Origin of the sequence: Tsukamurella conjunctivitidis (genome assembly GCF_007858475.1) — a bacterium.
GTDB lineage: Bacteria > Actinomycetota > Actinomycetes > Mycobacteriales > Mycobacteriaceae > Tsukamurella > Tsukamurella conjunctivitidis.
In genome coordinates, this window is record NZ_VIGX01000004.1 from 161,297 (window position 1) to 185,383 (window position 24,087).

At 72.6% G+C, this 24,087-nt stretch carries 20 protein-coding genes and 1 tRNA gene; 15 read left to right on the plus strand and 6 right to left on the minus strand.

Going from position 1 to position 24,087, the window contains the following annotated elements; translation table 11 throughout:
• Positions 1–2 precede the first annotated feature (2 nt).
• Both FK530_RS09915 and nrfD read left to right on the plus strand, forming a co-directional pair.
• The gene (locus FK530_RS09915) at positions 3–1,028 is read left to right on the plus strand and encodes a 4Fe-4S dicluster domain-containing protein (protein WP_146486848.1); all 1,026 of its coding nucleotides are present in this window, start codon (positions 3–5) and stop codon (positions 1,026–1,028) included.
• Positions 1,025–2,110: an NrfD/PsrC family molybdoenzyme membrane anchor subunit gene (gene nrfD, locus FK530_RS09920; RefSeq protein ID WP_146486849.1), complete on the plus strand. Its 1,086-nt coding sequence runs from the start codon at positions 1,025–1,027 to the stop codon at positions 2,108–2,110. The genes FK530_RS09915 and nrfD overlap by 4 nt, the downstream gene beginning before the upstream one ends.
• Here nrfD and selD read toward each other — a convergent pair.
• Positions 2,100–3,089 (minus strand): selenide, water dikinase SelD, encoded by a 990-nt coding sequence (gene selD / locus FK530_RS09925; RefSeq protein ID WP_146486850.1) that lies wholly within the window; start codon positions 3,087–3,089, stop codon positions 2,100–2,102. The two genes, nrfD and selD, sit on opposite strands and share 11 nt — an antisense overlap.
• Positions 3,090–3,178: 89 nt before the next feature.
• On the opposite strand from selD, the gene FK530_RS09930 reads away from it, so the two are divergent.
• From FK530_RS09930 to FK530_RS09945, 4 genes are all read left to right on the plus strand, one after another.
• A tRNA-Sec gene (locus FK530_RS09930) sits at positions 3,179–3,274 on the plus strand.
• Positions 3,275–3,319: 45 nt separating this feature from the next.
• Positions 3,320–4,606: an L-seryl-tRNA(Sec) selenium transferase gene (gene selA, locus FK530_RS09935; protein WP_146486851.1), complete on the plus strand. Its 1,287-nt coding sequence runs from the start codon at positions 3,320–3,322 to the stop codon at positions 4,604–4,606.
• Complete coding sequence (selB, locus tag FK530_RS09940; protein ID WP_146486852.1) at positions 4,594–6,375, plus strand: selenocysteine-specific translation elongation factor; 1,782 nt, start codon at positions 4,594–4,596, stop codon at positions 6,373–6,375. The genes selA and selB overlap by 13 nt, the downstream gene beginning before the upstream one ends.
• Positions 6,376–6,479: 104 nt before the next feature.
• Entirely contained in the window at positions 6,480–6,686 is a 207-nt protein-coding gene (locus FK530_RS09945) for a hypothetical protein (protein ID WP_146486853.1), read from the plus strand.
• Between the two features lie 18 nt (positions 6,687–6,704).
• Here FK530_RS09945 and FK530_RS09950 read toward each other — a convergent pair whose 3' ends face one another.
• Together FK530_RS09950 and FK530_RS09955 are read right to left on the minus strand one after the other, a co-directional pair.
• Positions 6,705–7,703, minus strand: coding sequence for an ArsR/SmtB family transcription factor (locus FK530_RS09950; RefSeq protein WP_146486854.1), 999 nt, complete (start codon positions 7,701–7,703; stop codon positions 6,705–6,707).
• 125 nt (positions 7,704–7,828) lie between these two features.
• Positions 7,829–9,010, minus strand: a complete 1,182-nt coding sequence (locus FK530_RS09955) for an FAD-dependent oxidoreductase (protein ID WP_146486855.1) — start codon at positions 9,008–9,010, stop codon at positions 7,829–7,831.
• A gap of 94 nt (positions 9,011–9,104) precedes the next feature.
• On the opposite strand from FK530_RS09955, the gene FK530_RS09960 reads away from it, so the two are divergent.
• Positions 9,105–9,695, plus strand: a complete 591-nt coding sequence (locus FK530_RS09960; RefSeq protein WP_146486856.1) for a TetR/AcrR family transcriptional regulator — start codon at positions 9,105–9,107, stop codon at positions 9,693–9,695.
• A gap of 55 nt (positions 9,696–9,750) precedes the next feature.
• On the opposite strand, the gene FK530_RS09965 is transcribed toward FK530_RS09960, so the two are convergent.
• Complete coding sequence (locus tag FK530_RS09965) at positions 9,751–11,418, minus strand: AMP-binding protein (RefSeq protein ID WP_146486857.1); 1,668 nt, start codon at positions 11,416–11,418, stop codon at positions 9,751–9,753.
• A 106-nt stretch (positions 11,419–11,524) separates the two neighbouring features.
• On the opposite strand from FK530_RS09965, the gene FK530_RS09970 reads away from it, so the two are divergent.
• The 4 genes from FK530_RS09970 to FK530_RS09985 are packed head-to-tail and all read left to right on the plus strand — an operon-like array spanning position 11,525 to position 15,673.
• Positions 11,525–13,075, plus strand: a complete 1,551-nt coding sequence (locus tag FK530_RS09970; RefSeq protein WP_146486858.1) for a CoA-acylating methylmalonate-semialdehyde dehydrogenase — start codon at positions 11,525–11,527, stop codon at positions 13,073–13,075.
• 9 nt (positions 13,076–13,084) lie between these two features.
• Positions 13,085–14,260 carry an acyl-CoA dehydrogenase family protein gene (locus FK530_RS09975; RefSeq protein ID WP_269434165.1) on the plus strand — a complete coding sequence of 392 codons (1,176 nt, stop codon included), beginning with the start codon at positions 13,085–13,087 and terminating at the stop codon, positions 14,258–14,260.
• Positions 14,261–14,273: 13 nt separating this feature from the next.
• A complete protein-coding gene (mmsB, locus tag FK530_RS09980) occupies positions 14,274–15,143 on the plus strand; it encodes a 3-hydroxyisobutyrate dehydrogenase (RefSeq protein WP_146486859.1) in 870 nt (289 codons plus the stop codon).
• Positions 15,144–15,172: 29 nt separating this feature from the next.
• On the plus strand, positions 15,173–15,673 hold the full coding sequence (locus FK530_RS09985; RefSeq protein WP_146486860.1) for a MarR family winged helix-turn-helix transcriptional regulator: 501 nt from the start codon (positions 15,173–15,175) through the stop codon (positions 15,671–15,673).
• On the opposite strand, the gene FK530_RS09990 is transcribed toward FK530_RS09985, so the two are convergent.
• Complete coding sequence (locus FK530_RS09990) at positions 15,657–17,105, minus strand: MFS transporter (RefSeq protein WP_158645071.1); 1,449 nt, start codon at positions 17,103–17,105, stop codon at positions 15,657–15,659. The genes FK530_RS09985 and FK530_RS09990 overlap by 17 nt on opposite strands.
• A 112-nt stretch (positions 17,106–17,217) precedes the next feature.
• On the opposite strand from FK530_RS09990, the gene FK530_RS09995 reads away from it, so the two are divergent.
• Positions 17,218–18,051 carry a helix-turn-helix transcriptional regulator gene (locus FK530_RS09995; protein ID WP_158645072.1) on the plus strand — a complete coding sequence of 278 codons (834 nt, stop codon included), beginning with the start codon at positions 17,218–17,220 and terminating at the stop codon, positions 18,049–18,051.
• 14 nt (positions 18,052–18,065) lie between these two features.
• Here FK530_RS09995 and FK530_RS10000 read toward each other — a convergent pair whose 3' ends face one another.
• A complete protein-coding gene (locus FK530_RS10000) occupies positions 18,066–18,743 on the minus strand; it encodes a FadR/GntR family transcriptional regulator (protein WP_146486863.1) in 678 nt (225 codons plus the stop codon).
• A 172-nt stretch (positions 18,744–18,915) separates the two neighbouring features.
• On the opposite strand from FK530_RS10000, the gene FK530_RS10005 reads away from it, so the two are divergent.
• The 3 genes from FK530_RS10005 to FK530_RS10015 are packed head-to-tail and all read left to right on the plus strand — an operon-like array spanning position 18,916 to position 24,080.
• The gene (locus FK530_RS10005; RefSeq protein WP_146486864.1) at positions 18,916–20,673 is read left to right on the plus strand and encodes a 2-isopropylmalate synthase; all 1,758 of its coding nucleotides are present in this window, start codon (positions 18,916–18,918) and stop codon (positions 20,671–20,673) included.
• Between the two features lie 39 nt (positions 20,674–20,712).
• Positions 20,713–23,178: an alpha-glucan family phosphorylase gene (gene glgP, locus FK530_RS10010; RefSeq protein WP_146486865.1), complete on the plus strand. Its 2,466-nt coding sequence runs from the start codon at positions 20,713–20,715 to the stop codon at positions 23,176–23,178.
• The gene (locus FK530_RS10015) at positions 23,175–24,080 is read left to right on the plus strand and encodes an ROK family protein (RefSeq protein WP_146486866.1); all 906 of its coding nucleotides are present in this window, start codon (positions 23,175–23,177) and stop codon (positions 24,078–24,080) included. Before glgP ends, FK530_RS10015 begins: the two co-directional genes overlap by 4 nt.
• Positions 24,081–24,087: the final 7 nt, after the last annotated feature.

A 24,087-nucleotide genomic window follows, 5' to 3' on the forward strand; every position in this document is an offset into this window, starting at 1 on the left:
CGATGGGACAGCTGACCGGCCCCACCGACCCGAGTGCCGACGCGCACTGGCACGTGCACGAGGCCCGGCGCGGCTTCTTCACCGACACGTCGATCTGCATCGGCTGCAAGGCGTGCGAGGTGGCGTGCAAGGAGTGGAACCGCAACCCGCGCGACGGTGACCTCGAGCTCACCGGCATGTCCTACGACAACACCGTCGCGCTCGGCGCCAGCACGTGGCGGCACGTCGCCTTCATCGAGCAGGACCGTGAGCGCATCGAGCGGGCCCGCGAATCCGGCCGGGCACTGGTCGGTCTCGGCATGCCCGCGGTGCGCGGCGGCGACGGCCCGGCGAGCGAGGAGATGCCGGCGTGGGGCGAAGCGGACCTCACCCCGCCGGACACCCCCGAGTTCCGGTGGCTCATGTCCTCGGACGTGTGCAAGCACTGCACGCACGCCGGCTGCCTCGACGTGTGCCCGACGGGCGCGATGATGCGCACCGAGTTCGGCACGGTCGTGGTGCAGAACGACATCTGCAACGGCTGCGGCACCTGCGTCGCGGGCTGCCCCTTCGGCGTGGTCGAGCGCCGCAGCGACGGCACCGTCGCGCCGACGGTGCGCGAGGGCCACCGCAAGGGCGAGCAGCCCCCGGTGGACAACCGCGGCATCGCGCAGAAGTGCACCCTCTGCTACGACCGGCTCCGTGACGACGAGACGCCGGCGTGCGCCAAGACCTGCCCCACCACGTCGATCAAGTTCGGCGAGCGCGAGGAGATGGTCGCGACGGCCCGCGAACGGGTCGCGCAGCTGCATGCCCAGGGCATGACCGAGGCGCGCCTGTACGGGGCGAACGACGACGACGGGGTGGGCGGCACCGGTTCCGTGTTCCTCCTGCTCGACGAGCCGGAGGTCTACGGACTGCCGCCCGACCCGCGGGTGTGCACCGCCGACCTGATGACGATGTACAAGCGCGCCGGCACCGCCGCGGCGGGCATGATCGCCGCGGCCGCGGTCTCGTTCCTCTCGGCGCGGAAGAAGGGCCGCCGGTGACCAGCTCCGAGTTCGACCAGTTCCGTCCGCCCCGCCCCGAGCGCCGTGGCACGCGCGGGGCCGGCGCTTCGAAGCGGCGCCGGGCCGATGACCTGATGGTGCCCGAGGCCGTGATCGAGCACGTGGACAGCTATTACGGCCACCCGATCGTCAAGCCGCCGCCCTGGGAGGCGCCCGTCGGCGCGTACCTCGTGCTCGGCGGCATCGCGGGCGGTTCCGGGCTGCTCGCCGCGGGCGCGCAGCTCGCCGGGTACCCCACGCTGCGGCGCAATGCCCGGCTCGCCGGGCTGGGGGCGGCGGGCATCGGTGCGCTGGCCCTGGTCGCCGACCTGGGCAGGCCGGAACGATTCCTGCACATGATGCGCACGTTCAAGGTCACCTCACCGATGAGCGTCGGCTCGTGGATCCTCTCCGGCTACAGCGGCATGATCGGCGTCGCCGCCGCAGCGGAGGTCGACCGAATCCTCGGCGAGCGACTCCCGCTCGGCCCGCTGCGGTCGGTGCTCCGGTTCGGCGAGGCGCCCGCGGGGCTGGGCGCGGCCGTCTTCGCCACCCCGCTCGCCGCGTACACCGCGGTGCTCCTCGCCGATACGGCGATGCCCACCTGGAACGCCGCGTACCGGGACCTGCCCTTCGTCTTCGTCAGTTCGGCGAGCCTCGCCGCCGGCGGCCTGGCGCTCGTCACGACCCCGGCCGCGGAGGCCGCGCCGGCCCGGAACCTCGCGGTGCTCGGCGTGATCGGCGATGTGGCCGCGACGCGGATCATGGAATCGCGCATGGACCCCGTCGCCGCGGAGCCCCTGCACCACGGGACACCGGGGAAGCTCATGCGGTGGGCGGAGCGGCTCGCGGTCGCCGGGGGCGTGGGGGCGCTGCTCACGGCCGGTCGCCGCGGTCGGGTCCGACGGGGCCTCGCCGCCCTGTCCGGCGGCGCACTCGTCGCGGCGTCGGCCTGCACGCGGTTCGGCGTCTTCGAGGCCGGCCTGGAGTCGGCGAAGGACCCGCGCTACACGATCGAGCCGCAGAAGCGGCGCCTCGCCGCGCGCCGCGCAGCGGGGAACACGGGCTCGATCACCGGATGACGATGCGCCCGGCCGGCCCCGCGACGGTCCGGCCGACCACGGGGTAGCCGGGCACCTCGCCGACCACCAGCAGGCCGCCCGAGGTCTGCGCGTCGGCGAGGAAGAGCAGGTCGTCCTCCGCGACACCGTCGGCGTCGAGGTGCGGCGCCACCCAGTCCAGGTTGCGGCGCGTGCCGCCCGAGACGAAGCCGTCTCGCAGGGCCTCCCGCGCACCGTCGACCAGCGGCACCGCGGCGGCGTCGATCTCCGCCGCGACGCCGGAGGCACGGCACATCTTGAACAGATGCCCGAGCAGCCCGAAGCCGGTGACGTCGGTCGCGGCACGGGCACCCGCGTCGAGCGCAGCGGCGGCGGCGTCCCGGTTGAGCGCCGTCATGGTGGCGATCGCGGCCTCGAAGGCCTCTCCGGTGCGCTTGTGCCGGTTGTTGAGCAGGCCGACGCCGATCGGCTTGGTCAGGGTGAGCGGCAGGCCGGCGGCGGCGGAGTCATTGCGCAGCAGCCGGTCCGGGTGTCCGACGCCGGTCACGGCCATGCCGTACTTGGGCTCCGGATCGTCGATGCTGTGCCCGCCGATGACGGGGCACCCGGCCTCCTGGGCGATGGCCAGGCCGCCGCGCAGCACCTCGGTCATGAGCTCCATGGGCAGCCGTTCGCGGGGCCAGCCGACCAGGTTGATCGCCATCACGGGACGGCCGCCCATCGCGTAGACGTCGGACAGCGCGTTGGCCGCCGCGATGCGGCCCCAGTCGAAGGGATCGTCGACGACCGGGGTGAAGAAGTCGGCGGTGGAGAGCACGGCGAGGTCGTCGGAGAGGCGGACGGCGGCGGCGTCGTCGCCGTCGTCGAGCCCGACGAGGACGTCCGGCGCGTTCTGGCCCTGCAGGCCCCGCACCGCGTCCTCGAGCTCGCCCGGCGGGATCTTGCAGGCGCAGCCGCCTCCGTGCGCGAACGAGGTGAGCCGGGCGATCTCGTCGGTCATGGTCCCACCGTAGCCCGGCGCGCCGGCGTCGACGCGGTCCCGGCGCACTCGGCGGGACCGGCGGGCCGCGGTGCGGCTATGTTGGTCGCGGAGGTGTCCGGGTTCCTGGTGGGCCCCCCGGTCTTCAAAACCGGTGAGGTCGAGTATCTCGGCCTGGCGGGTTCGATTCCCGTCCACCTCCGCCACTCTCCGCCACGGCGGCGGGCCACGCGAGATGCAGAGGAGGACGGATGACGGACCCCCGCAAGTCGATTCCGCGCACCGACCACCTGCTCGCAGCCCCCGCGATGGTCGCCGCCGCCGTGCGTCTCGGCGAGCGCCGGGTGCGCACCGTCGTCGCCGGGGCGCAGGACGCCGCGCGGCGCGGCGAGCTCGCGCCCGGCGAGGTCGCCACCACGGTCGAGCGGGAGCTCGCTGCGGCGACGCCGGCCTCGCTGCGGCCCGTGCTCAACGCCACCGGCGTCGTCGTGCACACCAACCTCGGCCGCGCGCCGCTGTCCGCGGCGGCCGTCGCGGCGCTCGTCGACGCCGCCGGCTACACCGATGTCGAGCTCGACCTCGGCACGGGCGCGCGGAGCAGGCGCGGCGTTGCCGCGCGGGCGGCGCTGCTCGCGGCGTGCCCCGCCGCGGAGGAGGCGCTGGTCGTCAACAACGGCGCGGCCGCCCTCGTCCTCGCCACCACGGCCCTCGCCGCCGGCCGCGAAGTGGTGATCAGCCGCGGCGAGCTCATCGAGATCGGCGCGGGCTTCCGCCTGCCCGACCTGATCGCGTCCACGGGCGCCCGGCTGCGCGAGGTCGGTACGACGAACCGCACGCACGTCCGGGACTACGCCGAGGCCATCGGGCCGGAGACCGGATGTGTGCTCAAGGTGCACCCCAGCAACTTCCGGGTCGAGGGCTTCACCGCGGACGTATCGCTCGCCGAGCTCCGCGCCGTCTGCGGCGACGTACCGCTGGTGATGGATCTCGGCAGCGGGCTCCTCGCCGCGGATCCCTGCCTGCCCGCCGAGCCCGATGCGGCCTCGGCGCTCGCCGCGGGCGCCGACGTCGTGACGGCCAGCGGCGACAAACTGCTCGGCGGGCCGCAGGCCGGAGTCCTGCTCGGCCGAGCCGAGCTCGTCTCCCGGCTCGCGAAGCATCCGCTCGCTCGGGCCGTTCGCGCTGACAAGTTGGTGCTCGCGGCGCTCGAGGCCACTGTCGGCGGGCCCGAGGCACCCGTCCTCGCCTATCTCCACGCCGATCCGGAGCACCTGCGCCGCCGCGCGGAGCGGCTCGCCGCGCGGGTGGGCGGCACTGTCGTCCCGCACGACGGGCGGGTGGGCGGCGGCGGGGCACCGGGGGTCCCGTTGCCCGGCTGGGCGGTCCGGCTCCCGGAGTCGCTCGCGGCGCCGTTGCGCGCGGGTGAACCGCCGATCCTGCCGCGCTTGTCCGACGGTGCGTGCCTGCTCGACCTGCGCTGTGTGCCCGAGGAGGCGGACGCTGCGGTCGCGGAAGCGGTGCGTGCGTGTACGTCGTAGCCACCGCGGGCCACGTCGATCACGGCAAGTCCACGCTGGTCCGCACGCTCACCGGGATCGAGCCCGACCGCTGGGCGGAGGAGCAACGGCGGGGTCTGACCATCGATCTCGGGTTCGCCTGGACGACACTGCCGTCCGGACGCGACCTGGCCTTCGTCGACGTCCCCGGACACGAGCGCTTCCTCGGGAACATGCTCGCGGGCCTCGGGCCCGTGCCCGTGGTCTGCTTCGTGGTCGCCGCCGACGAGGGGTGGAGCGCGCAATCGGACGATCACCGGGATGCGCTGGCTGCCCTGGGCATCGAGCACGGCCTGGTCGTGGTCACGAAGGCGGACCGGGCGCCCGGCGCCGTCGGCGCGGTGGCCGCGCAGGCGCGCCGCGAGCTCGCCGGAACCGGCCTCGCGGACGCGCCCGTCGTGGCCGTCTCCGCCGTGACCGGTGCCGGGCTCGACGGCCTCCGGACGGCGCTCGACGCGGTTCTTGCGAACGTGCCCCGCCCCGACGGCGATGCCCGCGTGCGGATCTGGATCGACCGGGCCTTCACCGTCGTCGGCGCCGGGACCGTGGTCACGGGCACCGTCGCCGCGGGGACGGTGCGCGTCGGCGACGAGATGGAACTGCTCGGCGCGCGCGGTACTCGTCGTGTCACGGTGCGGGGGCTGCATCGGCACGGCGCCGCAGCGGGCGCCGTGGGGCCGGTCTCGCGGGTCGCGGTGAACCTGCGCGGGGTCGCGGTCGAGGAGGTCCGCCGCGGCGACGCGCTGCTCGCGCCGGAGCAGTGGCCGACGACCGGCGTGGTGGACGTGCGGCTCGCGCCGTCGGATCCCGGGGAACAGGTCCCCGAGTGGCTCACGGTGCACGCGGGCACCGCCGCGGTTCCCGCACGCGTCCGGCCCTTCGACGGCGCGCACGCCCGGCTGACCCTGGCCCGGGAGCTACCGCTCGTGCTCGGGGACGCACTCGTTCTGCGGGATCCCGGACTGAAGCGGATCGTGGGCGGTGCGCGGGTACTGGACGCGGACCCGCCGCCGCTACGGCGCCGCGGTGACGGTGCCCGGCGCGCCGACGCGCTCGCCGGGCGAGGGGGCGACGGGGATCTGCTCGCGGAGGTCGCGCGCCGCGGTGCTGTGCGGCGCGAGCGACTCGATGATCTGGGCTTCGGCACGCGGCTTCCGGATGGCGTGCGGGAGATCGGGGCGTGGTGGGTCCACGAGGCCGCGCTCGACACCTGGCAGGCCCGGTTGCGCGGCCTGGTCGCCGACCTGCACGAGCGCGATCCGCTGGCGGCGGGACTGTCCCTGGGCGCCGCCCGGGAAGGCCTGGGCCTGCCGGATCCGTCGTTGCTGTCGGCGGTGGTCGACGGTGCCGGGCTCGAATCGGACGGCGGGCGGCTCGCCCTGCCGGGGCACCGCACCGACCTGGGGCCGGCGGAGCCCGCCGTCGCCGAACTCGAGCGGCGACTGGCTGCGGTGCCCTTCGCCGCTCCGGATGCGGACGACCTCGCGGCGCTGCGGCTCGGACCCCGCGAGCTCGCCGCGGCGGAACGGGCGGGGAGACTACTGCGGCTGGCGGAGGGGATCGTGCTGACGCCGCGCGCCCCGGCGCTCGCCATGCGGGAGCTCGCCCAGCTGCCGCAGCCCTTCACGGTCTCCCAGGCGCGGCAGGCGCTCGGCACCAGCCGGCGGGTCGCGGTCCCCCTGCTGGAATTGCTCGACGGGCGCGGATGGACCCGGCGCCTGGACGCGGGACGACGTGAGGTCGCACGCTGACGGCGGGCCGTCGGATGTGTTCGGGCGCACAGTGTCCGCGGTCACACTTTAGGTCATCGCTTAAAGATTGGCGACGCGAACGCACGGCCGGGAGACTCTTGGTCATGACCAATTACCGTGACTTCACAAGCCTCACCGCCGACCCGACCGCCGGCACCGTCTACGCCCGTCTCGCGGACATCCACGACGATGCCGCGAAGCCCACCGCCGCGCCGCGCTCCGGGTTCGCCGCCGCCGGGATGCGCGCCGCCCTGCAGCGCTTCGTCTCCGCGCACCCCGAGTACAACGGCCCCGCCGCCCTGCGTTTCTGATCCTTCCCGCCCCACCTCTCAGGCGCGGTGGCCGCGCACCAGCCGGTCGCCGTCCGGCGTTCGCCGGTAGAGCACCTCGCGCCCGCTCCGAGCCCGGTCGACCAGTCCGTTCTCGTGCAGCACGCGCAGGCTCTGCGAGGCCGCCGACGGCGTGACCTCCAGTCGCCGCGCCAGTTCGCTGACCGCCACCGGCTCGTCCAGGGCGTGCAGCACGTCCGCCTTCGCCCCGCCGATCAGCCGCCGCAGTGCGCCCGGCGGCACCTCCCGCATCGAGTCCATGAGCGTCGCGCTTCCCCGCGCCGGGTACCCGGCGTGCGGCGCGGCCGTCTCGGGGGAGTGCGCGCTCACCAGGCGGGTGAGGAAGACGCTGGGGATCAGCGTGAGTCCCCTGCCCGCGGAGGCGTATTCGCCGGAGTCCCGGGCGTAGGCCAGGTCCAGTCGAAGCCGCCCGTCGCGATCCCACGTCAGGTTCGGATTGAGCGAGGCGAACAACTGCGTCGGGCCGCCGATCGCCAGTTCCCTGCCGCGGAAGGTGATGTCCGCTTCGAGGATCCGGTTCACCGACGGCCAGATCGGAGCGATGACCACCCGGTGATAGCGCTCCAGCGCTCCCGCGATGCGCGGCCCGGCCCGGTCGGGGTCGTCGAGGAGGCGCGCCAGCGCGGGCGAGGGATCCGCGCCCTCCCGGAGTTCGTCCAGTTGCGCGTGGATCAAGCCGGGATCGGTCGAGGCGATCGCCGCGAGGCCGTCGTCCAGCGACGGTCGCGCGTTGCCGGCTTCGGGCATCGGTGTCAGGAAGTCCGGGATCGCGTTGCCCGACGGTGCCACCAGCGCGCTGACGAGCCGGTGGTCGTACCGGTCCCGCTGCGCCTGCGCGTTGCTGCGCCAGCGCTGCAGATGCGCGGAACTCTCGTGTGTCGTGTTCAGGTGGAACAGGCTCAGCGAGGTCTCGTTCATCGGCGCCAGGACGAAGCGCACGTCCGAGAGGTCCCGGACGTCGAGCACGTAGGTCAGCATGAGACGACCAGCTTAGGTCGGTCACCGGTCCCACCGCCCCGGTTCGCGACTTCACGGTCCCGGCTCGGAACGATTCCCGCGGTTTCGTCGGCAATGCGTGCTCACGACTGGTGAGGAGGGGCCGACTATCGGGTTCGGTTCATCAGGCGCAACAGCGCCGGCCCGATCAGCGGCGCCGTGAGTGTCCGGATCATCAGGTCCTGCACCCCGAGGTGCAGGCGGCTCGGCGGTGCGAACCGTGCCATCCCGGCCCGGGCCTGCTGCTGGCGCTTCGTGATCTCGGGGCGCAGCGCCGTCTCCCAGTCGCGGAGCGCTGCGTCGATGTCCCCCGGGTGCTCCGCGAGAGCCCGGCCCAGTCGATCGGAACCCGCCAGCGCGAGGCCGGCGCCGTGGCCGGCGAACAGGGACACGCACCATGCGGCGTCGCCGACCAGCGCGACGCGCCCGCTGGTCCACCGGTCCATCACCACCTGGCTCACGGAGTCGAAGTACGCGCTGTCCGCGTTGCCGGCGGTGCGCCGGACGGCGTCGTGCACCGGGCCGGTGAGGTCGCCGAAGTGCTCCGCGAGGGCGCGACCGGGGGACCCCGCCGCGTCGGCGTCCGCGCTCGCGGTGCGATAGGTGAAGAACGCGGACGGCGCGTGGCCGCGGGGCCGGAAGACCGCCGCGGTCCGCCCGACGTCGATGAACGTGCTCGCGGTCTGCTCCGGCAGGCCCTCCGGTGCTGCGCCCAGGGGGAACGCCACCACGGCATGCCCCAGGTCGCGGACGACCTGCTCCGCGGGACCGAACGCCAGATCGCGGACCCCGGAATGCAGCCCGTCGGCCCCGACGAGCAGATCGGCGTCGTGGACGGTGCCGTCGCCGAGCGTCACGCGCAGCGGGCCGTCGGCGCCGTCGATCGCCGTGACGGTGGTGCCGAACCGGAACTCCACCGCGTCGCCGATCGCGTCCCACAGCGCGCCCTCGAGGTCGCCGCGGAAGATCGTCAGCGCCCGCGACCCGAGGGACTGTTCCGCGAGCGCGGCGGGCATGGTCAGTTTCGTGCTGCCGTCGGCGCGGACCAGGAGTGAGGTGAAGACGCCCTGGTCCCGTTCGCGGAGCGCGGGCACGAGGCCCAGATCCTCCGCGGCGTCGAACCCCGGTCCGAGGAGGTTGACCAGGTAGCCGCCGGTGCGGCGGACGGGGGCGCGCTCGACCACGAGCACTCGGTGCCCGTCGCGGTGCAGCCGGAGCGCGGTGGCGAGGCCGGCGATCCCGGCTCCGGCGATGACGACCCGCAGGGCGTGGTCGGTGGGGTCCGGCATGCTGTCCTCCTGGTTTGATCGCTCGTTCATTCTTAGTATGAGCGAATGTTCATACCCGGCGCAAGGAGGACCGCTCGGCTCGTAGAATCGACGCATGCCCAGGGGAGTCGCGATCGACGGCGCGCGTCAGCGCATGTTCACGGCCGCCGAGGCCGTCGTCCTGCGCCGCGGGGTCGACGGGCTCACGGGCCGCGCGGTCACGACGCAGGCGGGCGTCTCCACGGGACTGCTGCACGCGCACTTCGACGATTTCGACGGCTTCCTCGCCGCCTACGCGGTGGACCGCAGCTTCCTGCTCGGCGCGGAGGCGGGGGAGGCGGCACCGTCGGACGCGGATACCGCACCGACGGTGGCGGCCGCGCTCTGCGCGCAGCTCGACGCGCTCACGCAGCCCAGCGCCACCGTCTTCGCGCGCCTCCTGGTGGCGCGCCCCGGCCTGCGCGAGCGCGCGGCGGAGGTGTTGGGCGAGGGGGCCGCCGGATTCGAGGGGGTGACGGCCGCGATCGCCGACCGGCTCGCCGTCGCGGAGCGCGAGGGCCGGCTGCGGCCCGGGGTGCGGGCCGACGATCTCGCCTACGCTGTGGTGGCGGCAGCGCTGCACGCCTGGTGCGCCGGTGATTCCGACGACCGGTGGCGGTCCGCGGTGCACAGCGTGGTGGGCGCAGTTCAGGTCGAGACGCCCTGAGACGGCCGCGGCGGCGACCCGGGGTCCGGATCGCCGCCGCGGCGGGGGAGTCTCGTCAGGACTCGCGGAACTCCTGCGACGTGAGGCCCTGCTCCTCGGCCTTGCGCAGCTCGACGCGTCGGATCTTCCCGCTGATCGTCTTCGGCAGCTCGGCGAAGGCGATGCGGCGCACGCGCTTGTACGGCGCGAGGTGCTCGCGGCTGTAACCGAAGATCGACTGCGCGGTCGCCTCGTCGGGGGAGAAGCCTTCGGCGAGAACGATGTACGCCTTCGGCACCGCCAGGCGCAGCTCGTCCGGAGCCGGGACCACGGCCGCCTCGGCCACCGCGTCGTGCTCGAGCAGAACGGACTCCAGCTCGAACGGGCTGATCTTGTAGTCGCTCGACTTGAAGACGTCGTCGGTGCGCCCGACGTAGGTGAGGTACCCGTCCGCGTCCTTCGAGGCGACGTCGCCGGTGTGGTAGACGCCGCCGTCCATGACCTTGGCGGTCTTCTCCGGATCGCCGTGGTAGCCGACCATGAGGCCGAGGGGGCGCGGGTCCAGGCGCAGGCAGATCTCGCCCTCGTCCACGCCCTGCTCGCCCGTCGCGGGGTCGACGAGCGCCACGTCGTACCCCGGGCACGGGCGACCCATGGAACCGTCCTTGAGCGGCTGCCCGGGCGTGTTCGCGACCTGCACCGTGGTCTCCGTCTGCCCGAAGCCGTCCCGGATCGTCACGCCCCAGGCGTTCCGCACCCGGGAGATCACCTCGGGGTTGAGCGGCTCGCCGGCGCCCACGACCACGCGCGGCGGAGTCTTCAGTGCGCCGAGGTCGGCCTGGATCAGCATGCGCCACACCGTCGGTGGTGCGCAGAAGCTCGTGACGCCGGCGCGCTCCATCTGCTTCATCAGGGCGGCGGCGTCGAACCGGTTGTAGTTGTAGATGAAGACGCAGGCCTGCGCGATCCACGGCGTGAAGACGTTGCTCCAGGCGTGCTTCGCCCAACCCGGCGAGCTCACGTTCAGGTGCACGTCGCCGGGGCGCAGGCCGATCCAGTACATCGTCGACAGGTGGCCCACGGGGTAGCTCGCGTGCGTGTGCTCGACCAGCTTCGGCGCGCTCGTGGTGCCCGAGGTGAAATACAGCAGCAGGGTGTCGCCCGCGTGGGTGACGTGCGACGGTGTGAAGTCCGCCGGCGCCGTGTAGGCCGCGGCGAAGGACTCCCAGCCCGGAACCGGATCGCCGATCGCGATGCGTGTGACCTCGGCGTCCGCGGGGACCCGCTCGGTCAGCTCGCTGCGCACGATCACGTGCTTCGCGCCGCCGCGCGCGATGCGGTCGGCGATGTCGCCCTCGGCGAGCAGGGTGGTGGCGGGGATGACCACGGCGCCCAACTTGATCGCGGCGAGCATGACGTCCCACAGCTCGACCTGGTTCGAGAGCATCAGCAGGATCCGGTCGCCCGGGCGCACGCCGCGCTCGCGCAGCCAGTTGGCGACGCGATTGCTCCGGGCGCTCATCTCCGCGTAGCTGAACTTCGACTCGGAACCGTCCTCCTCGACGATCCAGAGCGCGGGGGAGTCGTTGCCCTCGGCCACCCGGTCGAACCAGTCGAGGGCGAAGTTCCACTCGTCGAGCTGCGGCCAACTGAACCGCTCGCGCGCGGCGTCGTAGTCGTCTGCGAGCTCGACCAGCAGGTCGCGCGCGGCGAGGAAGTCTCGATACCCCTGTGTGCTAGCCACTTTCAGATCCTCCGGTTGATTACTTGGATATCCAAGTATATAGTGATGGGCAACACATCGCGCAAGGGCTTCGCGATGGACCTCGATCGAGAGAGAAGGACACACCATGGCTGACGTGCGCACCATTCCGCATTTCGTGGACGGGCATCGGGTGGAGGCCGGAGCCGTCATCGCCGGCTCCGCCGGCGGCGGCCGCACCGCGGACGTCTTCGACCCGAGCACGGGGCAGGTGCAGGCCACCGTCCCGCTCGCCAGCACGGCCGAGGTGGACGACGTCGTCGCGCGTGCCAAGAAGGCGCAGGTGCAGTGGGCGGCGTTCAACCCGCAGCGCCGCGCTCGCGTGTTCATGAAGTTCATCGACCTGGTCCACCAGAACGTGGACGAGCTGGCCTCGCTGCTCTCCAGTGAGCACGGTAAGACCGTCGCCGACGCCAAGGGCGACATCCAGCGCGGCATCGAGGTCATCGAGTTCTCCATCGGTATCCCGCACCTGCTCAAGGGCGAGTACACCGAGGGCGCCGGCACCGGCATCGACGTCTACTCGATGCGCCAGCCGCTCGGCGTCGTCGCGGGCATCACGCCCTTCAACTTCCCGGCCATGATCCCGCTGTGGAAGGCCGGCCCCGCCCTGGCCTGCGGCAACGCCTTCATCCTCAAGCCCTCCGAGCGCGACCCCTCCGTGCCGGTGCGCCTGGCCGAGTTGTTCATCGAGGCGGGTCTCCCCGAGGGCGTCTTCCAGGTCGTCCACGGCGACAAGGAGTCCGTCGACGCGCTGCTGAACAACCCCGACGTCAAGGCCGTCGGCTTCGTCGGTAGCTCGGACATCGCGCAGTACATCTACGAGACCTGCGCCAAGAACGGCAAGCGCAGCCAGGCCTTCGGCGGCGCCAAGAACCACATGGTGATCCTCCCGGACGCCGACCTGGACCAGGCCGTGGACGCCCTGATCGGCGCCGGCTACGGCTCCGCCGGCGAGCGCTGCATGGCGATCTCGGTGGCCGTGCCCGTCGGCGAGGAGACCGCGAACCGCCTGCGCGAGCGCCTCGTCGAGCGCGTCCAGCAGCTGCGCGTGGGCCACAGCCACGATCCGAAGGCCGACTACGGGCCCCTCATCACCCCCGCCGCGGTGGAGCGCACCCGCAGCTACATCCAGCAGGGCGTGGACGCCGGCGCCGACCTCGTGGTCGACGGCCGCGAGCGCACCAGTGACGAGCTGACCTTCGGCGACGCGGACCTCTCGGGCGGCAACTACCTCGGCCCGACGCTGTTCGACCACGTCACCAAGGACATGTCGATCTACACGGACGAGATCTTCGGGCCGGTGCTGTGCATCGTCCGCGCGAACACCTACGAGGAGGCTCTCGCGCTGCCCACCGAGCACGAGTACGGCAACGGCGTGGCGATCTTCACCCGCGACGGCGACGCCGCCCGCGACTTCGTGGCGCGCGTCGAGGTCGGCATGGTCGGCGTGAACGTGCCGATCCCGGTTCCCGTGGCGTACCACACCTTCGGCGGCTGGAAGCGGTCCGGCTTCGGCGACCTCAACCAGCACGGCCCGCACTCGATCCTCTTCTACACCAAGACCAAGACGGTGACCTCGCGCTGGCCCTCGGGCATCAAGGACGGCGCGGAGTTCTCCATCCCCACGATGCACTAGGAGCGCGACGTGCCCTACCCGAATCTGACGGGCGATGACCTCGCCATCGTCGAGATGGCGCGCGACTTCTCCCGCAAGCGCCTCGCGCCCTACGCACTCGAATGGGATGCCACCAAGCACTTCCCGGTGGAGGAGATGAAGGAGGCGGGCAGCCTCGGCATGGCCGCCATCTACACCCGCGAGGACGTGGGCGGGTCCGGCCTGCGCCGGCTCGACGGGGTCCGCATCTTCGAGGAGCTCGCCAAGGGCGATCCGGTGACCGCGGCCTTCATCTCGATCCACAACATGTGCACGTGGATGGTCGACACCTACGGCTCCGAGGAGCAGCGGCAGGAATGGATCCCCAAGCTGGCGCCGATGGACGTGATGGCCAGCTACTGCCTCACCGAGCCGGGTGCCGGCTCCGACGCCGCGTCGCTGACGACCAAGGCCGAGCGCGACGGTGACGACTTCGTCCTGAACGGGACCAAGCAGTTCATCTCCGGCGGCGGCGCGTCCGACCTGTACGTGGTCATGGCGCGCAGCGAGGGGGAGGGCGCCCGGGGCATCTCGACCTTCCTGGTGGACAAGGGGACCCCGGGCCTGTCCTTTGGGCCGCCCGAGGTGAAGATGGGCTGGCACAGCCAGCCCACCACCCAGGTGATCTTCGAGAACGTGCGGATCCCTTCGGATCGAATGTTGGGCGGGGCTCAGCAGGAGGGTGGCGGTGCCGGTAAGGGCTTCGGTATCGCCATGAACGGCCTCAACGGCGGCCGCCTCAACATCGCGGCCTGCTCGCTGGGCGGCGCCCAGGCGGCCTACGACAAGGCGCTGCAGTACATGACCGAGCGGGAGACCTTCGGCCGCAAGCTCATCGATGAGCCCACCATCCGGTTCACCCTCGCCGACATGGCCACGTCGATCGAGGCCTCGCGGCTGATCCTGTGGCGCGCGGCCACGGCGCTCGACGAGAACGATCCCGACAAGGTCGAACTCTGCGCCATGGCCAAGAAGTTCGTCACCGAGACCTGCTTCCAGGTCGCCGACCAGGCGCTGCAGCTGCACGGCGGCTACGGCTACCTGCACGAAACGGGCGTCGAGAAGATCGTTCGCGACCTGCGCGTGAACCGGATTCTCGAGGGCACCAACGAGATCATGCGGATGGTGATCGGCCGCGCCGAGGCCGCCCGCGTCCAGGGCAAGTAGGAGGAAGACCTTCATGAGCACGATCGCATTCCTCGGCCTCGGCCACATGGGCGGACCGATGGCGAAGAACCTCGTCGCCGCCGGACACACCGTCCGCGGGTTCGACCTCGTCCCCGCGGCGCAGGACGCCGCCCGCGCGGCCGGCGTCACCGTGATCGACACTGCCGAGGAGGCCGTCCAGGGGGCGGACGCCGTCGTCACGATGCTGCCCAGCGGCGCCATCGTGAAGTCGGTGTACGACGCGGTCCTCCCGCACGCCGCGCAGGGCACGCTGTTCATCGACAGCTCCACCATCTCCGTCGACGACGCCCGCGCGGTGCACGCGCAGGCCGAGACGGCCGGGATGAAGCAGGTCGACGCCCCCGTCTCGGGTGGCGTCAAGGGTGCCGACGCCGGAACGCTGGCCTTCATGGTCGGCGGCGATGACGAGGCCTTCGCCGCGGCGCAGCCCGTGCTGGATCCGATGGCGGGCAAAGTGATCCACTGCGGTGGCTCCGGCAACGGACAGGCCGCCAAGGTGTGCAACAACATGATCCTCGCGGTCCAGCAGATCGTCGTCGGTGAGGCCTTCGTTCTCGCCGAGAAGCTGGGCCTGGCGGATCAGGCGCTGTACGACGTGGTCACGGGCGCCACCGGCAACTGCTGGTCGCTGCACACCAACTGCCCCGTGCCGGGGCCGGTGGCGGGTGCACCGTCGGGCAACGACTTCAAGCCCGGCTTCGCGACGGCCCTGATGAACAAGGACCTGGGCCTGGCCATGGACGCGGTCTCGTCCACCGGTTCGAGCGCGCCGCTCGGCACGCACGCCGCGGAGCTGTACTCTGCGTTCGCGCAGGAGAACGGCGGCCTGGACTTCAGCGCCATCATCCGGACGCTGAGGTAGGAAGACACACGACGAGGAAGGCGGGCGCGATGACGCAACCGGACCCCCGGGACCCGATCGCCCGCGCCCGCCGCAACTGGGAGGACGCGGGCTGGGGCGGTGACATCGCCTCCGGCATGGAGGCGGTGACCTCCGTGATGCGCGCGCACCAGATCCTGCTCGCGCGGATCGAGGCGGCGCTCAAGCCCTTCCACCTGTCCTTCTCCCGGTTCGAGCTGCTGCGGTTGCTCGCCTTCACCAAGCGCGGCGAACTGCCGATCTCGAAGGCGAGCACCCGATTGCAGGTTCATGTCTCGTCCGTGACCCACGCGATCGACCGGCTCGGCGAGGCCGGGCTGGTCGAGCGGAAGCCGCACCCCACCGACGGCCGCACGACGCTCGTCGCGATCACCCCGGAGGGGCGGGAACTGGTCGAGAAGGCGACCGTCGTACTCAACGACGTCTTCGCCGACATCGGTATGCCTGACGAGGAGTCCGCGGCGCTGGTGGGCGCCATCCGCTCACTGCGCCGGTTCAACGGCGACTTCTGACCGCGGCCGCCTCCGGGGCCGCCCGCACCGCGGTGTTCGACCATGTCGGCTCCCGCGGCTGCAGGGATCGCGCGCACAGGGCGAAGGCGACGGCGATGCCCGTGTGCACGAGCAGGATCAGGGCGAAGGCGTGCCGGGCGGGGATGCCGCCGGCGAGCGCCGTGTAGCCGGTTCCGAGCGTGGCGACACCCAGTGCGAACGCGGCTTGCTGCGCCGTCGAGACCAGACCGCCGGTGAGTCCGGCGATGCGATCCGGCACCGAGCCCATGATCGTCCCGACGAGCGGCCCGAACTGCATCGCCTGGGCCGCGCCCACGAGGATCAGGGCGGGCTGGACCGCCCACGCCCAGACCTGCGGGGCCGCCAGGCCGCTCGCCGCGAGGGCCAGCAGGCCGATCGCGTTGAGCGTCGCGCCCACCGGCATCGTCCTCGCTCCGAGGCGGCGGTGGATCGCCGGTTGCCCGAGCGAGACGGCCACGAAGGCGGCGCCGTAGGGGACCAGGGCCACGCCCGATGCGACGGGGCTCATGCCGAGGGCGTGTTCGCTGACCAGCGCGTACTCGAAGACCAGGGCGCCGTAGCCCGAGAAGAAGAGCAGTGCCATGAGCAGGCCGATCCGGATCGGGCGGTGCGCGAACACCGCCGGCGGCAGCATGGGAGCGCCGCCGGCGGCCTCGGCCCGTCGTTGCGCCGACCAGAACGCCGCACCGGCCACGACCGCGACGGCGAGCAACAGCCACGACACCGGCGGCCAGCCGAGGGTGCCGCCCAGCGACAGCCCGACGAGCAGCGCGAACAGCGCCACCGTCAGCAGCGCCGTGCCGCGGTAGTCGAGGGGCAGTCGGCGCTCCGCCCGGGTGTCGGGTACAGCGCCGGCGGCGGCCGCGGCGGCGAGGGCGATCACGGCCGCCGACCACCACACGGTGCGCCATCCGAGGCCCGCGGGGTTCCACGCCAGGAGGGCGCCGCCGAGGACCTGCCCGCCGCAGAAGCCCAGGCCGGCCGTCGCCGCGATCACGGCGATCGCGCGGCGCCTCGCCTCGCCAGTGGTGGTGGCCTGCACCGTCGAGAGCACCTGGGGTGTGAACGCCGCCGCGCCGACGCCCTGCACCGCACGGAGCACGATGAGGGAGGTGACATCGGGCGCGAACCCCGCGGCGACCGAGGTGACGCCGACCGCGATCAGGCCCGCGGCGAACACCCGGCGCCGTCCGCGGTTGTCGCCGAGCCGGCCGAACAGGATGAGCGCCGTCGCGAAGGTCGCCGAGAACGCCGCCAGGATGAGCGTCTGCTCCGCCGGCGATGCCGACAGCCTCCGTGCCACATCCGGGACGGCGACGTTCGCGGAGGCGAACAGGAAGGTCGTGAGGAAGTAGGCGAGGCCGAGAACGGCGAGGCCCCGCCGGGTGAGGGGCGGTGGAGAGGTGGTCATGCGCTCGACGATGCGCCGCAGCGATCCGGGTATCCAGACCGCGCGGATCCTAGTAGTGACACCACCGGGCTCCGCGTCGCCGACGTGCCGTGGGGCGAGGGATACTCGGTCCATGGGCACCCGCAACAACGCCGAGCTGGCGCGCTTCCTGCGCACTCGCCGTGAGCAGGTGACCCCGGAGCAGGTGGGGCTGCCCGCCGGTGGGCGGCGCCGGACCCCGGGCCTGCGCCGGGAGGAGGTCGCGGCCCGCGCCCACGTCGGCGCCACCTGGTACACCTGGGTCGAGCAGGGACGCGACGTGAACCCCAGCCCCGAGGTGCTGTGCGCCGTCGCGGATGCGCTGCTGCTCGATCCGGGGGAGCGTGATCACGTGCTGCGGCTGGCCGGCCACCCACCGGGGCCGCCCGCCGTGGAGTCGGGTGCCGCCGCCACCGTCCAGCCGGTCCTCGACGCCCTGCTGCCCAACCCCGCCGCCGTGCTCAACGCCCGCGGCGACATGGTCCTCTACAACCTGGCCTTCCGCTTCCTGATCACCGACGTCGAACAGTTCCCGCCGGAGGACCGGAACTGTCTCTGGCTCGATTTCACCGACGAGCTGTGGCTCGGCGCCTACGTCGCGGACCGGCAGGAACTCGAGGCCGTCGTCGCGCGGACCAGGGCGCTGTACGCGAGTTCCCACGCGGACCCCGCCTGGGAACAGATGCTCAGCCGCCTGCAGGCGGCGTCCCCGCTGTTCGCGCAGTTGTGGAACGCGGGGCTGGTCCTCGACGCCGCCGACTGGGAGAAGACGATCCGCAACCCTCGGGTGGGGGAACTGCGCCTGCAGGTGAGCACGTTCAACCTGCGGGACCGTCCCTCGCTGCGGATGCTCACCTACCTGCCGAAGGACGATGTGACGCGCGAGCGGCTCACCCGGATCGTCCCGCCGGAGCACCGCGGAGCGTGACCGCGGAGCGACGGTCAGCGGTGGCCGTTGCGGGAGAGCATGCCGGACAAGTGTTCCCGGCTCAGCCGTGCGGCCGCGGCGGCGTCGCCCCGCTCGACGGCGGCGAGCAGCTCCGCGTGCGAATCCTGGTCGTCGTCCCCGCCGAAGGGCTCCGGCCGGGACCGCAGCATGTCGACCATCGCGCGCCGCAGGTGCGCCGCGATCCCGTCGAACATCTGCACCAGGACGGGATTGTGCGCGGCGGCGATGACGGCGCGGTGGAAGTCGGTGTCCGTCTCGACGTGGCGCACCAGGTCGCCGCGGTGCGCGGCGCGGATCGCGAGCGCGGCCCGGACGGCGTCGAGGTCCTCCTCGGTGCGGCGGTGCGCGGCGAGCGCGGCGGCCTCCACCTCGACAGCGATCCGTGCCTCGAGCACCGCGTCGATCGCCGCCCCGTCGAGCATCGTGTCGAGGCCCGACGGGGCGTCCAGCCTGGTCACGAAGACCCCGGAGCCCTGGCGGGTGGTGAGCACGCCGATCCCGGCCAGGCGGCGGATCGCCTCGCGCACCGTCGACCGCCCGACGTCGAGTTGCGGCGCCAGAGTGGTCTCGCCGGGGAGCCGGTCACCGATCGCCCACTCGCCCGACCGGATCCGGGCGAGCAGGGCGTCGGCGGCCTGGTCGGCGAGGGATGCGCGACGGAGCGGGGGCATGTGTCTGAGAATACTTCTCAGCTTGTCTGAGGAGTTGTGGTAGGGTCGCCCTATGACGCAGCGCGACAACTCGCTCCTCCTTCCGCGCCACGGCGGGGTCTGATTCCGGGCCGGCCTCCCGCCGTGGGGAATCCGTGCCGGCCCGTCTTTCGGACCCGATGAAGGAACCGTCATGCCCTTTTCCACGATCGACTCACCTCGCGGCCCCGTCCCCGGCGCGGCGCCCGCCTGGAACCGCCAGCGCGCCTCGCAGATGCCGCACCATCGCTACCGCGATGTCCACGCCCGCGTCGACCTTCCTCTGGCCGATCGCGTTTGGCCCACCCGACGCCTGACCACGGCGCCGCTCTGGGTCCCGGTCGATCTGCGCGACGGCAACCAGGCGCTGCCCGAGCCGATGGACCCCGCCCGTAAGCGCCGCTTCTTCGAACTCATGGTGGCCATGGGCTACAAGGAGATCGAGGTCGGCTACCCGTCCGCGTCGCAGACCGACTACGACTTCGTCCGGCTGATCGCGGAGTCGGACATCGCACCCGAGGACGTCACCGTGGTCGTCTTCACGCCCGCGCGCCGCGATCTGATCGAGCGGACGGTCGAGTCCGTCCGCGGGATCTGCAACGAGGTGGTCATTCACATGTACACCGCGACAGCCCCCACCTGGCGCGACGTCGTCCTGGGCCGGAGCCGCGCGGCGTTGAGGGAGCTGATCCTGGACGGCGGCCGCGACCTGCTCGCGTCGGCGGGTGACCTCGACGGCGTGCGGTTCGAGTTCTCGCCCGAGGTCTTCAACCTCACCGAGCCGGACTACGTGCTCGAGGTCTGCGACGCGATGACCGACCTGTGGGACGCCACTGCCGACCGCCCGGTGATCCTCAACCTGCCCGCGACGGTCGAGGTGGCGACGCCGAACGTCTACGCCGACCAGATCGAGTACATGGACCGCAACCTCGCCCGCCGCGATGCCGTGATCCTCTCGGTGCACCCCCACAACGACCGCGGGACGGGCATCGCGTGCGCCGAGCTGGCGGTGCTGGCCGGGGCGCAGCGCGTCGAGGGCTGCCTCTTCGGCAACGGCGAGCGTACGGGCAACGTCGACCTGGCGACGCTGGCGCTCAACATGTTCGCGCAGGGCATCGATCCGATGATCGACTTCTCCGACATCGACGAGGTACGGCGCACCGTCGAGGCGTGCAACGGGATCGGTGTGCACGACCGGCACCCCTACGTCGGCGACCTGGTGCACACCGCCTTCAGCGGAACCCATCAGGACGCGATCAGGAAGGGCTTCGCCGAGCATCGCGCCCGCGCCGAGGCCGAGGGGCGCCACGAGCGGGACATCGAGTGGCGGGTGCCCTACCTGCCCGTCGACCCCGCCGACATCGGCCGGACCTACGACGCCGTCATCCGCGTGAACTCCCAGTCGGGCAAAGGCGGGATGGCCTACCTGCTGGAGCGCGACCTGGGTCTGGAACTGCCGAGGCGGCTGCAGATCGAATTGGCCCGGCATGTCCAGGCCCACGCCGACGACCACGGCACGGAGATGGACACCGCCGCGCTGTGGGCCGTCTTCGAGGAGGCCTTCCGCGCCGAGGGCGACAGGTTCGAGCTGGTCGAATGCGTGGTGGGGGAGACCCCGGCCGGCAGCGAGGTCACGGTCGGGCTCCGGGTCGACGGGACGCCGCACCGCACGGTCGTTGACGGTGCGGGTCCCGTCGAGGCGCTCGTCGCTGTGCTCGCCGAGCACGACGCCACGATCGACGTCCTCTCCCTGCACCAGACCTCGCTCGGACGCGGCGACGATGCGGAGGCGCTCACGCTCCTCGAGTTCCGCCGGGACGGCGAGGTGCGCTGGAGCATGGGCCGTGACCGGTCGGTGTTGGCGGCGACGGCCGCCGCGGTGATCGGCGCCGCGCACATGACCGGCCGGTAACGTCGCGGGGCGCGAGGGCAACCAATAGGGTCGGTAGGCGTGCACGCAGAAGGAACCTTCACCGTCGAGCCCGTCTACCCCGAGGCGCTCGCGCCGCTCGCCGATCTCGCGCGGAACCTGCGCTGGGGCTGGCACGGACCCACCCAGGACCTCTTCTCCACGGTCGCGCCCGAGGTGTGGGCGGCCACCCGGGACCCGCTCGCAGCCCTCCGCGGGGCGGACCAGGACCGGGTGGCCGCGCTCGGCGCGGACGCCGAGTTCGTGGCGCGGGTCCGCGCCGTCCACGCGGACCTGAACGACTACCTCACGCGACCGTCGTGGGCCGATGAGCTCAAGGACGGCGCGAAGGCGATCGCCTACTTCTCGATGGAGTTCGGCGTGAGCCAGACGCTGCCGAACTACTCCGGCGGCCTCGGAGTCCTCGCGGGCGATCATCTCAAGGCCGCCTCCGACCTCGGTCTGCCGATCGTCGCGCTGGGGCTGCTGTACCGGCACGGCTACTTCCAGCAGTCGCTCTCCGCGGACGGCTGGCAGCTCGAGCAGTATCCGGAACTCGATCCGACGCAGCTGCCGCTCCGCCCGGTCACCCTGTCGAGCGGGCAGCAGCTGGTGGTCTCCGTGCCGCTGGAGGGGCGGGTGCTCAGCGCGGCCGTGTGGCGGGCGGACGTCGGCAGGATCCCGCTGCTCCTACTGGACACCGACATCGAGAACAACGAGGAGGACCTGCGCGCGGTGACCGACCGCCTGTACGGCGGCGATGCGGAACACCGACTGCGCCAGGAGATCCTGCTCGGCATCGGCGGCGTGCGGGCCGCTCGGGCCTTCTGCGACCTCACGGGCCATCCCGGCATCGAGGTCTTCCACGCCAACGAGGGCCACGCGGGATTCCTCGGCCTCGAGCGGATCCGCGAGCTCATGGCCACGGAGGAGCTGAGCTACGCGGAGGCCAGGACGCTCGCCCGTACCGCCACCGTCTTCACCACGCACACGCCGGTGCCCGCCGGCATCGACCGCTTCCCCGTGGACCTCGTGCGCCGCTACTTCGGAGACGGCGGGCAGATGTGCTCGTTGCTCCCGACGGTGCCGCTCGACGACGTGATCGCCCTGGGCGCTGAGGCCGACCCCGGGGTCTTCAACATGGCCCACATGGGATTCCGGCTCGCCCAGCGGGCGAACGGCGTATCGAAGCTGCACGGCGCGGTGAGCCGCGAGATGTTCGCGGGCCTCTGGCCCGGCTTCGAGCCTGCGGAAGTGCCGATCGGCTCCGTGACGAACGGTGTCCACCACGGGACGTGGGCCGACCGCCTCGTCGCCGAACGGGCGACCGACCCGCTCTCGATGCCCGACGAGGCGCTGTGGCGCCTGCGGACCACGCTGCGGCACCGCCTCGTCGACGAGGTGCGTTCCCGTACGCGCGCCGCCTGGATCGAGCGGGGCGCCGTCGACGCCGAGCTCGGCTGGACGGACCGCATGTTCGATCCCGAGGTCCTCACGATCGGCTTCGCCCGCCGGGTCTCGACGTACAAGCGGCTCACGCTGATGCTGCGCGATCCGGAGCGGCTGCGCGCCCTCCTGCTCAGCGACGACCGGCCCGTGCAGGTGGTGATCGCCGGGAAGAGCCACCCCCACGACGACGAGGGCAAGCGACTCCTGCAGCAGCTGCTGCACTTCACCGACGACCGCGCACTGCGGCACCGGATCGCCTTCCTGCCCAACTACTCCATCGGCATGGCGGGTTACCTGTACCACGGCTGCGACGTCTGGCTGAACAACCCGCTGCGGCCCTTGGAGGCCTGCGGCACGTCGGGGATGAAGAGCGCGATGAACGGCGGCCTCAACCTCTCGGTCCTCGACGGCTGGTGGGACGAGCTCTACGACGGGAACAACGGCTGGGCCATTCCGTCGGCCGTGGGCGTGGACCCGGGGCGCCGCGACGACATCGAGGCGGACGCGCTCTACGACCTCCTCGAACACGAGGTGGTGCCCGCGTTCTACGACCGGCGCGACGCCGACGACGCGCCCCCGCGCTGGCTCGCCAAGGTGCGGCACACGCTCTCGTCGACCGCCCCCGCGGTCTCCGCCGACCGCATGGTCCGCGAGTACGCCACCGACTACTACCGCCCCGCGGCGCGCTCCGCCCGCGCGACGCGGCCCGCCGTCGCCGACCTCGTCGAGTACATCGACCGGGTCCGGGCCGGCTGGGACGCGGTGCGTATCGGATCCTCCAGCGCCGCGGTGGTGCCCGAGGGCGTCGACCTCACCGCGGACGTCGCGCTCGGCGCGCTGGAGGACGGCGACGTCCGCGTCGAGGCCGTGATCGGGGGCGTCGACGAGGCCGGGGAGATCGTCAGCGGCAGGGCCGTTCGGCTCCACTTCGACGGCGAGCGCTACCGGGCGGTGCTGCCGGGTCAGGTGGGCCGGTTCGGCTACGCGGTGCGCGTGCTCCCGCAGCACCGCCTGCTCACCGGGCCCGCCGAGCTCGGATTGGTGCGGTACGCGCGATGACCGTCCTCGCGGTGGACCTCGGCGGCACCAAGGTGGCGGCCGCGCTGGTCGAGCCCGACGGCACCGTGGTCGAGGCGTCACGCCACCGGGCGCCGACCGGTCCGGAGGCGACGACCGCCGAACTCGAGTCCGCGATCGCCGGGGTCGTCCGCGACGCCCTGGCAGCGGCCGGTGGGCCGGTGCAGGGCGTGGGACTCGCGGCAGCGGGCCCCGTCGACGATGCGGCGGGCACCACGTCGCCGATCAATCTCGAGGCGCTGCACGGCTTCCCCCTGCGCGACCTCGTCGCGGATGCCGCCGGGGGCCTGCCCGTCGAGTTCCGTCGCGACGGCGTCGCGATCGTGCTGGGCGAGCATTGGCTGGGCGCCGCGCGCGGCCACGACGACGCCCTCGGCATGGTCGTCTCCACCGGCATCGGCGGCGGCTTCATCGTGGGCGGCCGCGCGCTCGTCGGCAACGCCGGGCACATCGGCCAGGTGGAGGTCTCGGGGTACACCGGCAGCGAATCCCTCGGCCGCACCACGATGCTCGAGTCCGTCGCCTCCGGGCCGCACACCGTGGAGTGGGCGCGGACGCAGGGCTTCGCGGGCTCCACCGGGGAGGAGCTGGGGGAGGCGTACCGCGCCGGCGACGAGGTCGCGGTCGCCGCGGTGCGACGGTGCGCCGCCGCCGTCGGGCAGGGGATCGGCAGCGCGGTGGCGCTGGTGCCCGTCGCGGTGGTGGTGCTCGGCGGCGGCTTCACCCGGGTCGCCGACGATTTCGTCGCGCTCGTGCAGAGCGCCGTCGCCGCGCACCCGCTGCCCTACGTCGCCGCCGCGCGGGTCGTGCCCGCCGGCCTCGGCGGCGATGCCCCGCTCATCGGTGCCGCGGCCCTCGTCTACCGCCGGGACCTCCTGTCCTGACCGGCAC

Coding starts and splice junctions, on each gene's coding strand:
- FK530_RS09995 (WP_158645072.1), top strand. CDS start 17,218: ATGGGCACCCGCAACAACGCCGAGCTGGCGCGCTTCCTGCGCACTCGC.
- FK530_RS10015 (WP_146486866.1), top strand. CDS start 23,175: ATGACCGTCCTCGCGGTGGACCTCGGCGGCACCAAGGTGGCGGCCGCG.
- mmsB (WP_146486859.1), top strand. CDS start 14,274: ATGAGCACGATCGCATTCCTCGGCCTCGGCCACATGGGCGGACCGATG.
- FK530_RS09970 (WP_146486858.1), top strand. CDS start 11,525: ATGGCTGACGTGCGCACCATTCCGCATTTCGTGGACGGGCATCGGGTG.
- selA (WP_146486851.1), top strand. CDS start 3,320: ATGACGGACCCCCGCAAGTCGATTCCGCGCACCGACCACCTGCTCGCA.
- FK530_RS09955 (WP_146486855.1), bottom strand. CDS start 9,010: ATGCCGGACCCCACCGACCACGCCCTGCGGGTCGTCATCGCCGGAGCC.
- FK530_RS09950 (WP_146486854.1), bottom strand. CDS start 7,703: ATGCTGACCTACGTGCTCGACGTCCGGGACCTCTCGGACGTGCGCTTC.
- FK530_RS10005 (WP_146486864.1), top strand. CDS start 18,916: ATGCCCTTTTCCACGATCGACTCACCTCGCGGCCCCGTCCCCGGCGCG.
- FK530_RS09985 (WP_146486860.1), top strand. CDS start 15,173: ATGACGCAACCGGACCCCCGGGACCCGATCGCCCGCGCCCGCCGCAAC.
- FK530_RS10000 (WP_146486863.1), bottom strand. CDS start 18,743: ATGCCCCCGCTCCGTCGCGCATCCCTCGCCGACCAGGCCGCCGACGCC.
- FK530_RS09945 (WP_146486853.1), top strand. CDS start 6,480: ATGACCAATTACCGTGACTTCACAAGCCTCACCGCCGACCCGACCGCC.
- FK530_RS09960 (WP_146486856.1), top strand. CDS start 9,105: ATGCCCAGGGGAGTCGCGATCGACGGCGCGCGTCAGCGCATGTTCACG.
- FK530_RS09990 (WP_158645071.1), bottom strand. CDS start 17,105: ATGACCACCTCTCCACCGCCCCTCACCCGGCGGGGCCTCGCCGTTCTC.
- FK530_RS09915 (WP_146486848.1), top strand. CDS start 3: ATGGGACAGCTGACCGGCCCCACCGACCCGAGTGCCGACGCGCACTGG.
- selD (WP_146486850.1), bottom strand. CDS start 3,089: ATGACCGACGAGATCGCCCGGCTCACCTCGTTCGCGCACGGAGGCGGC.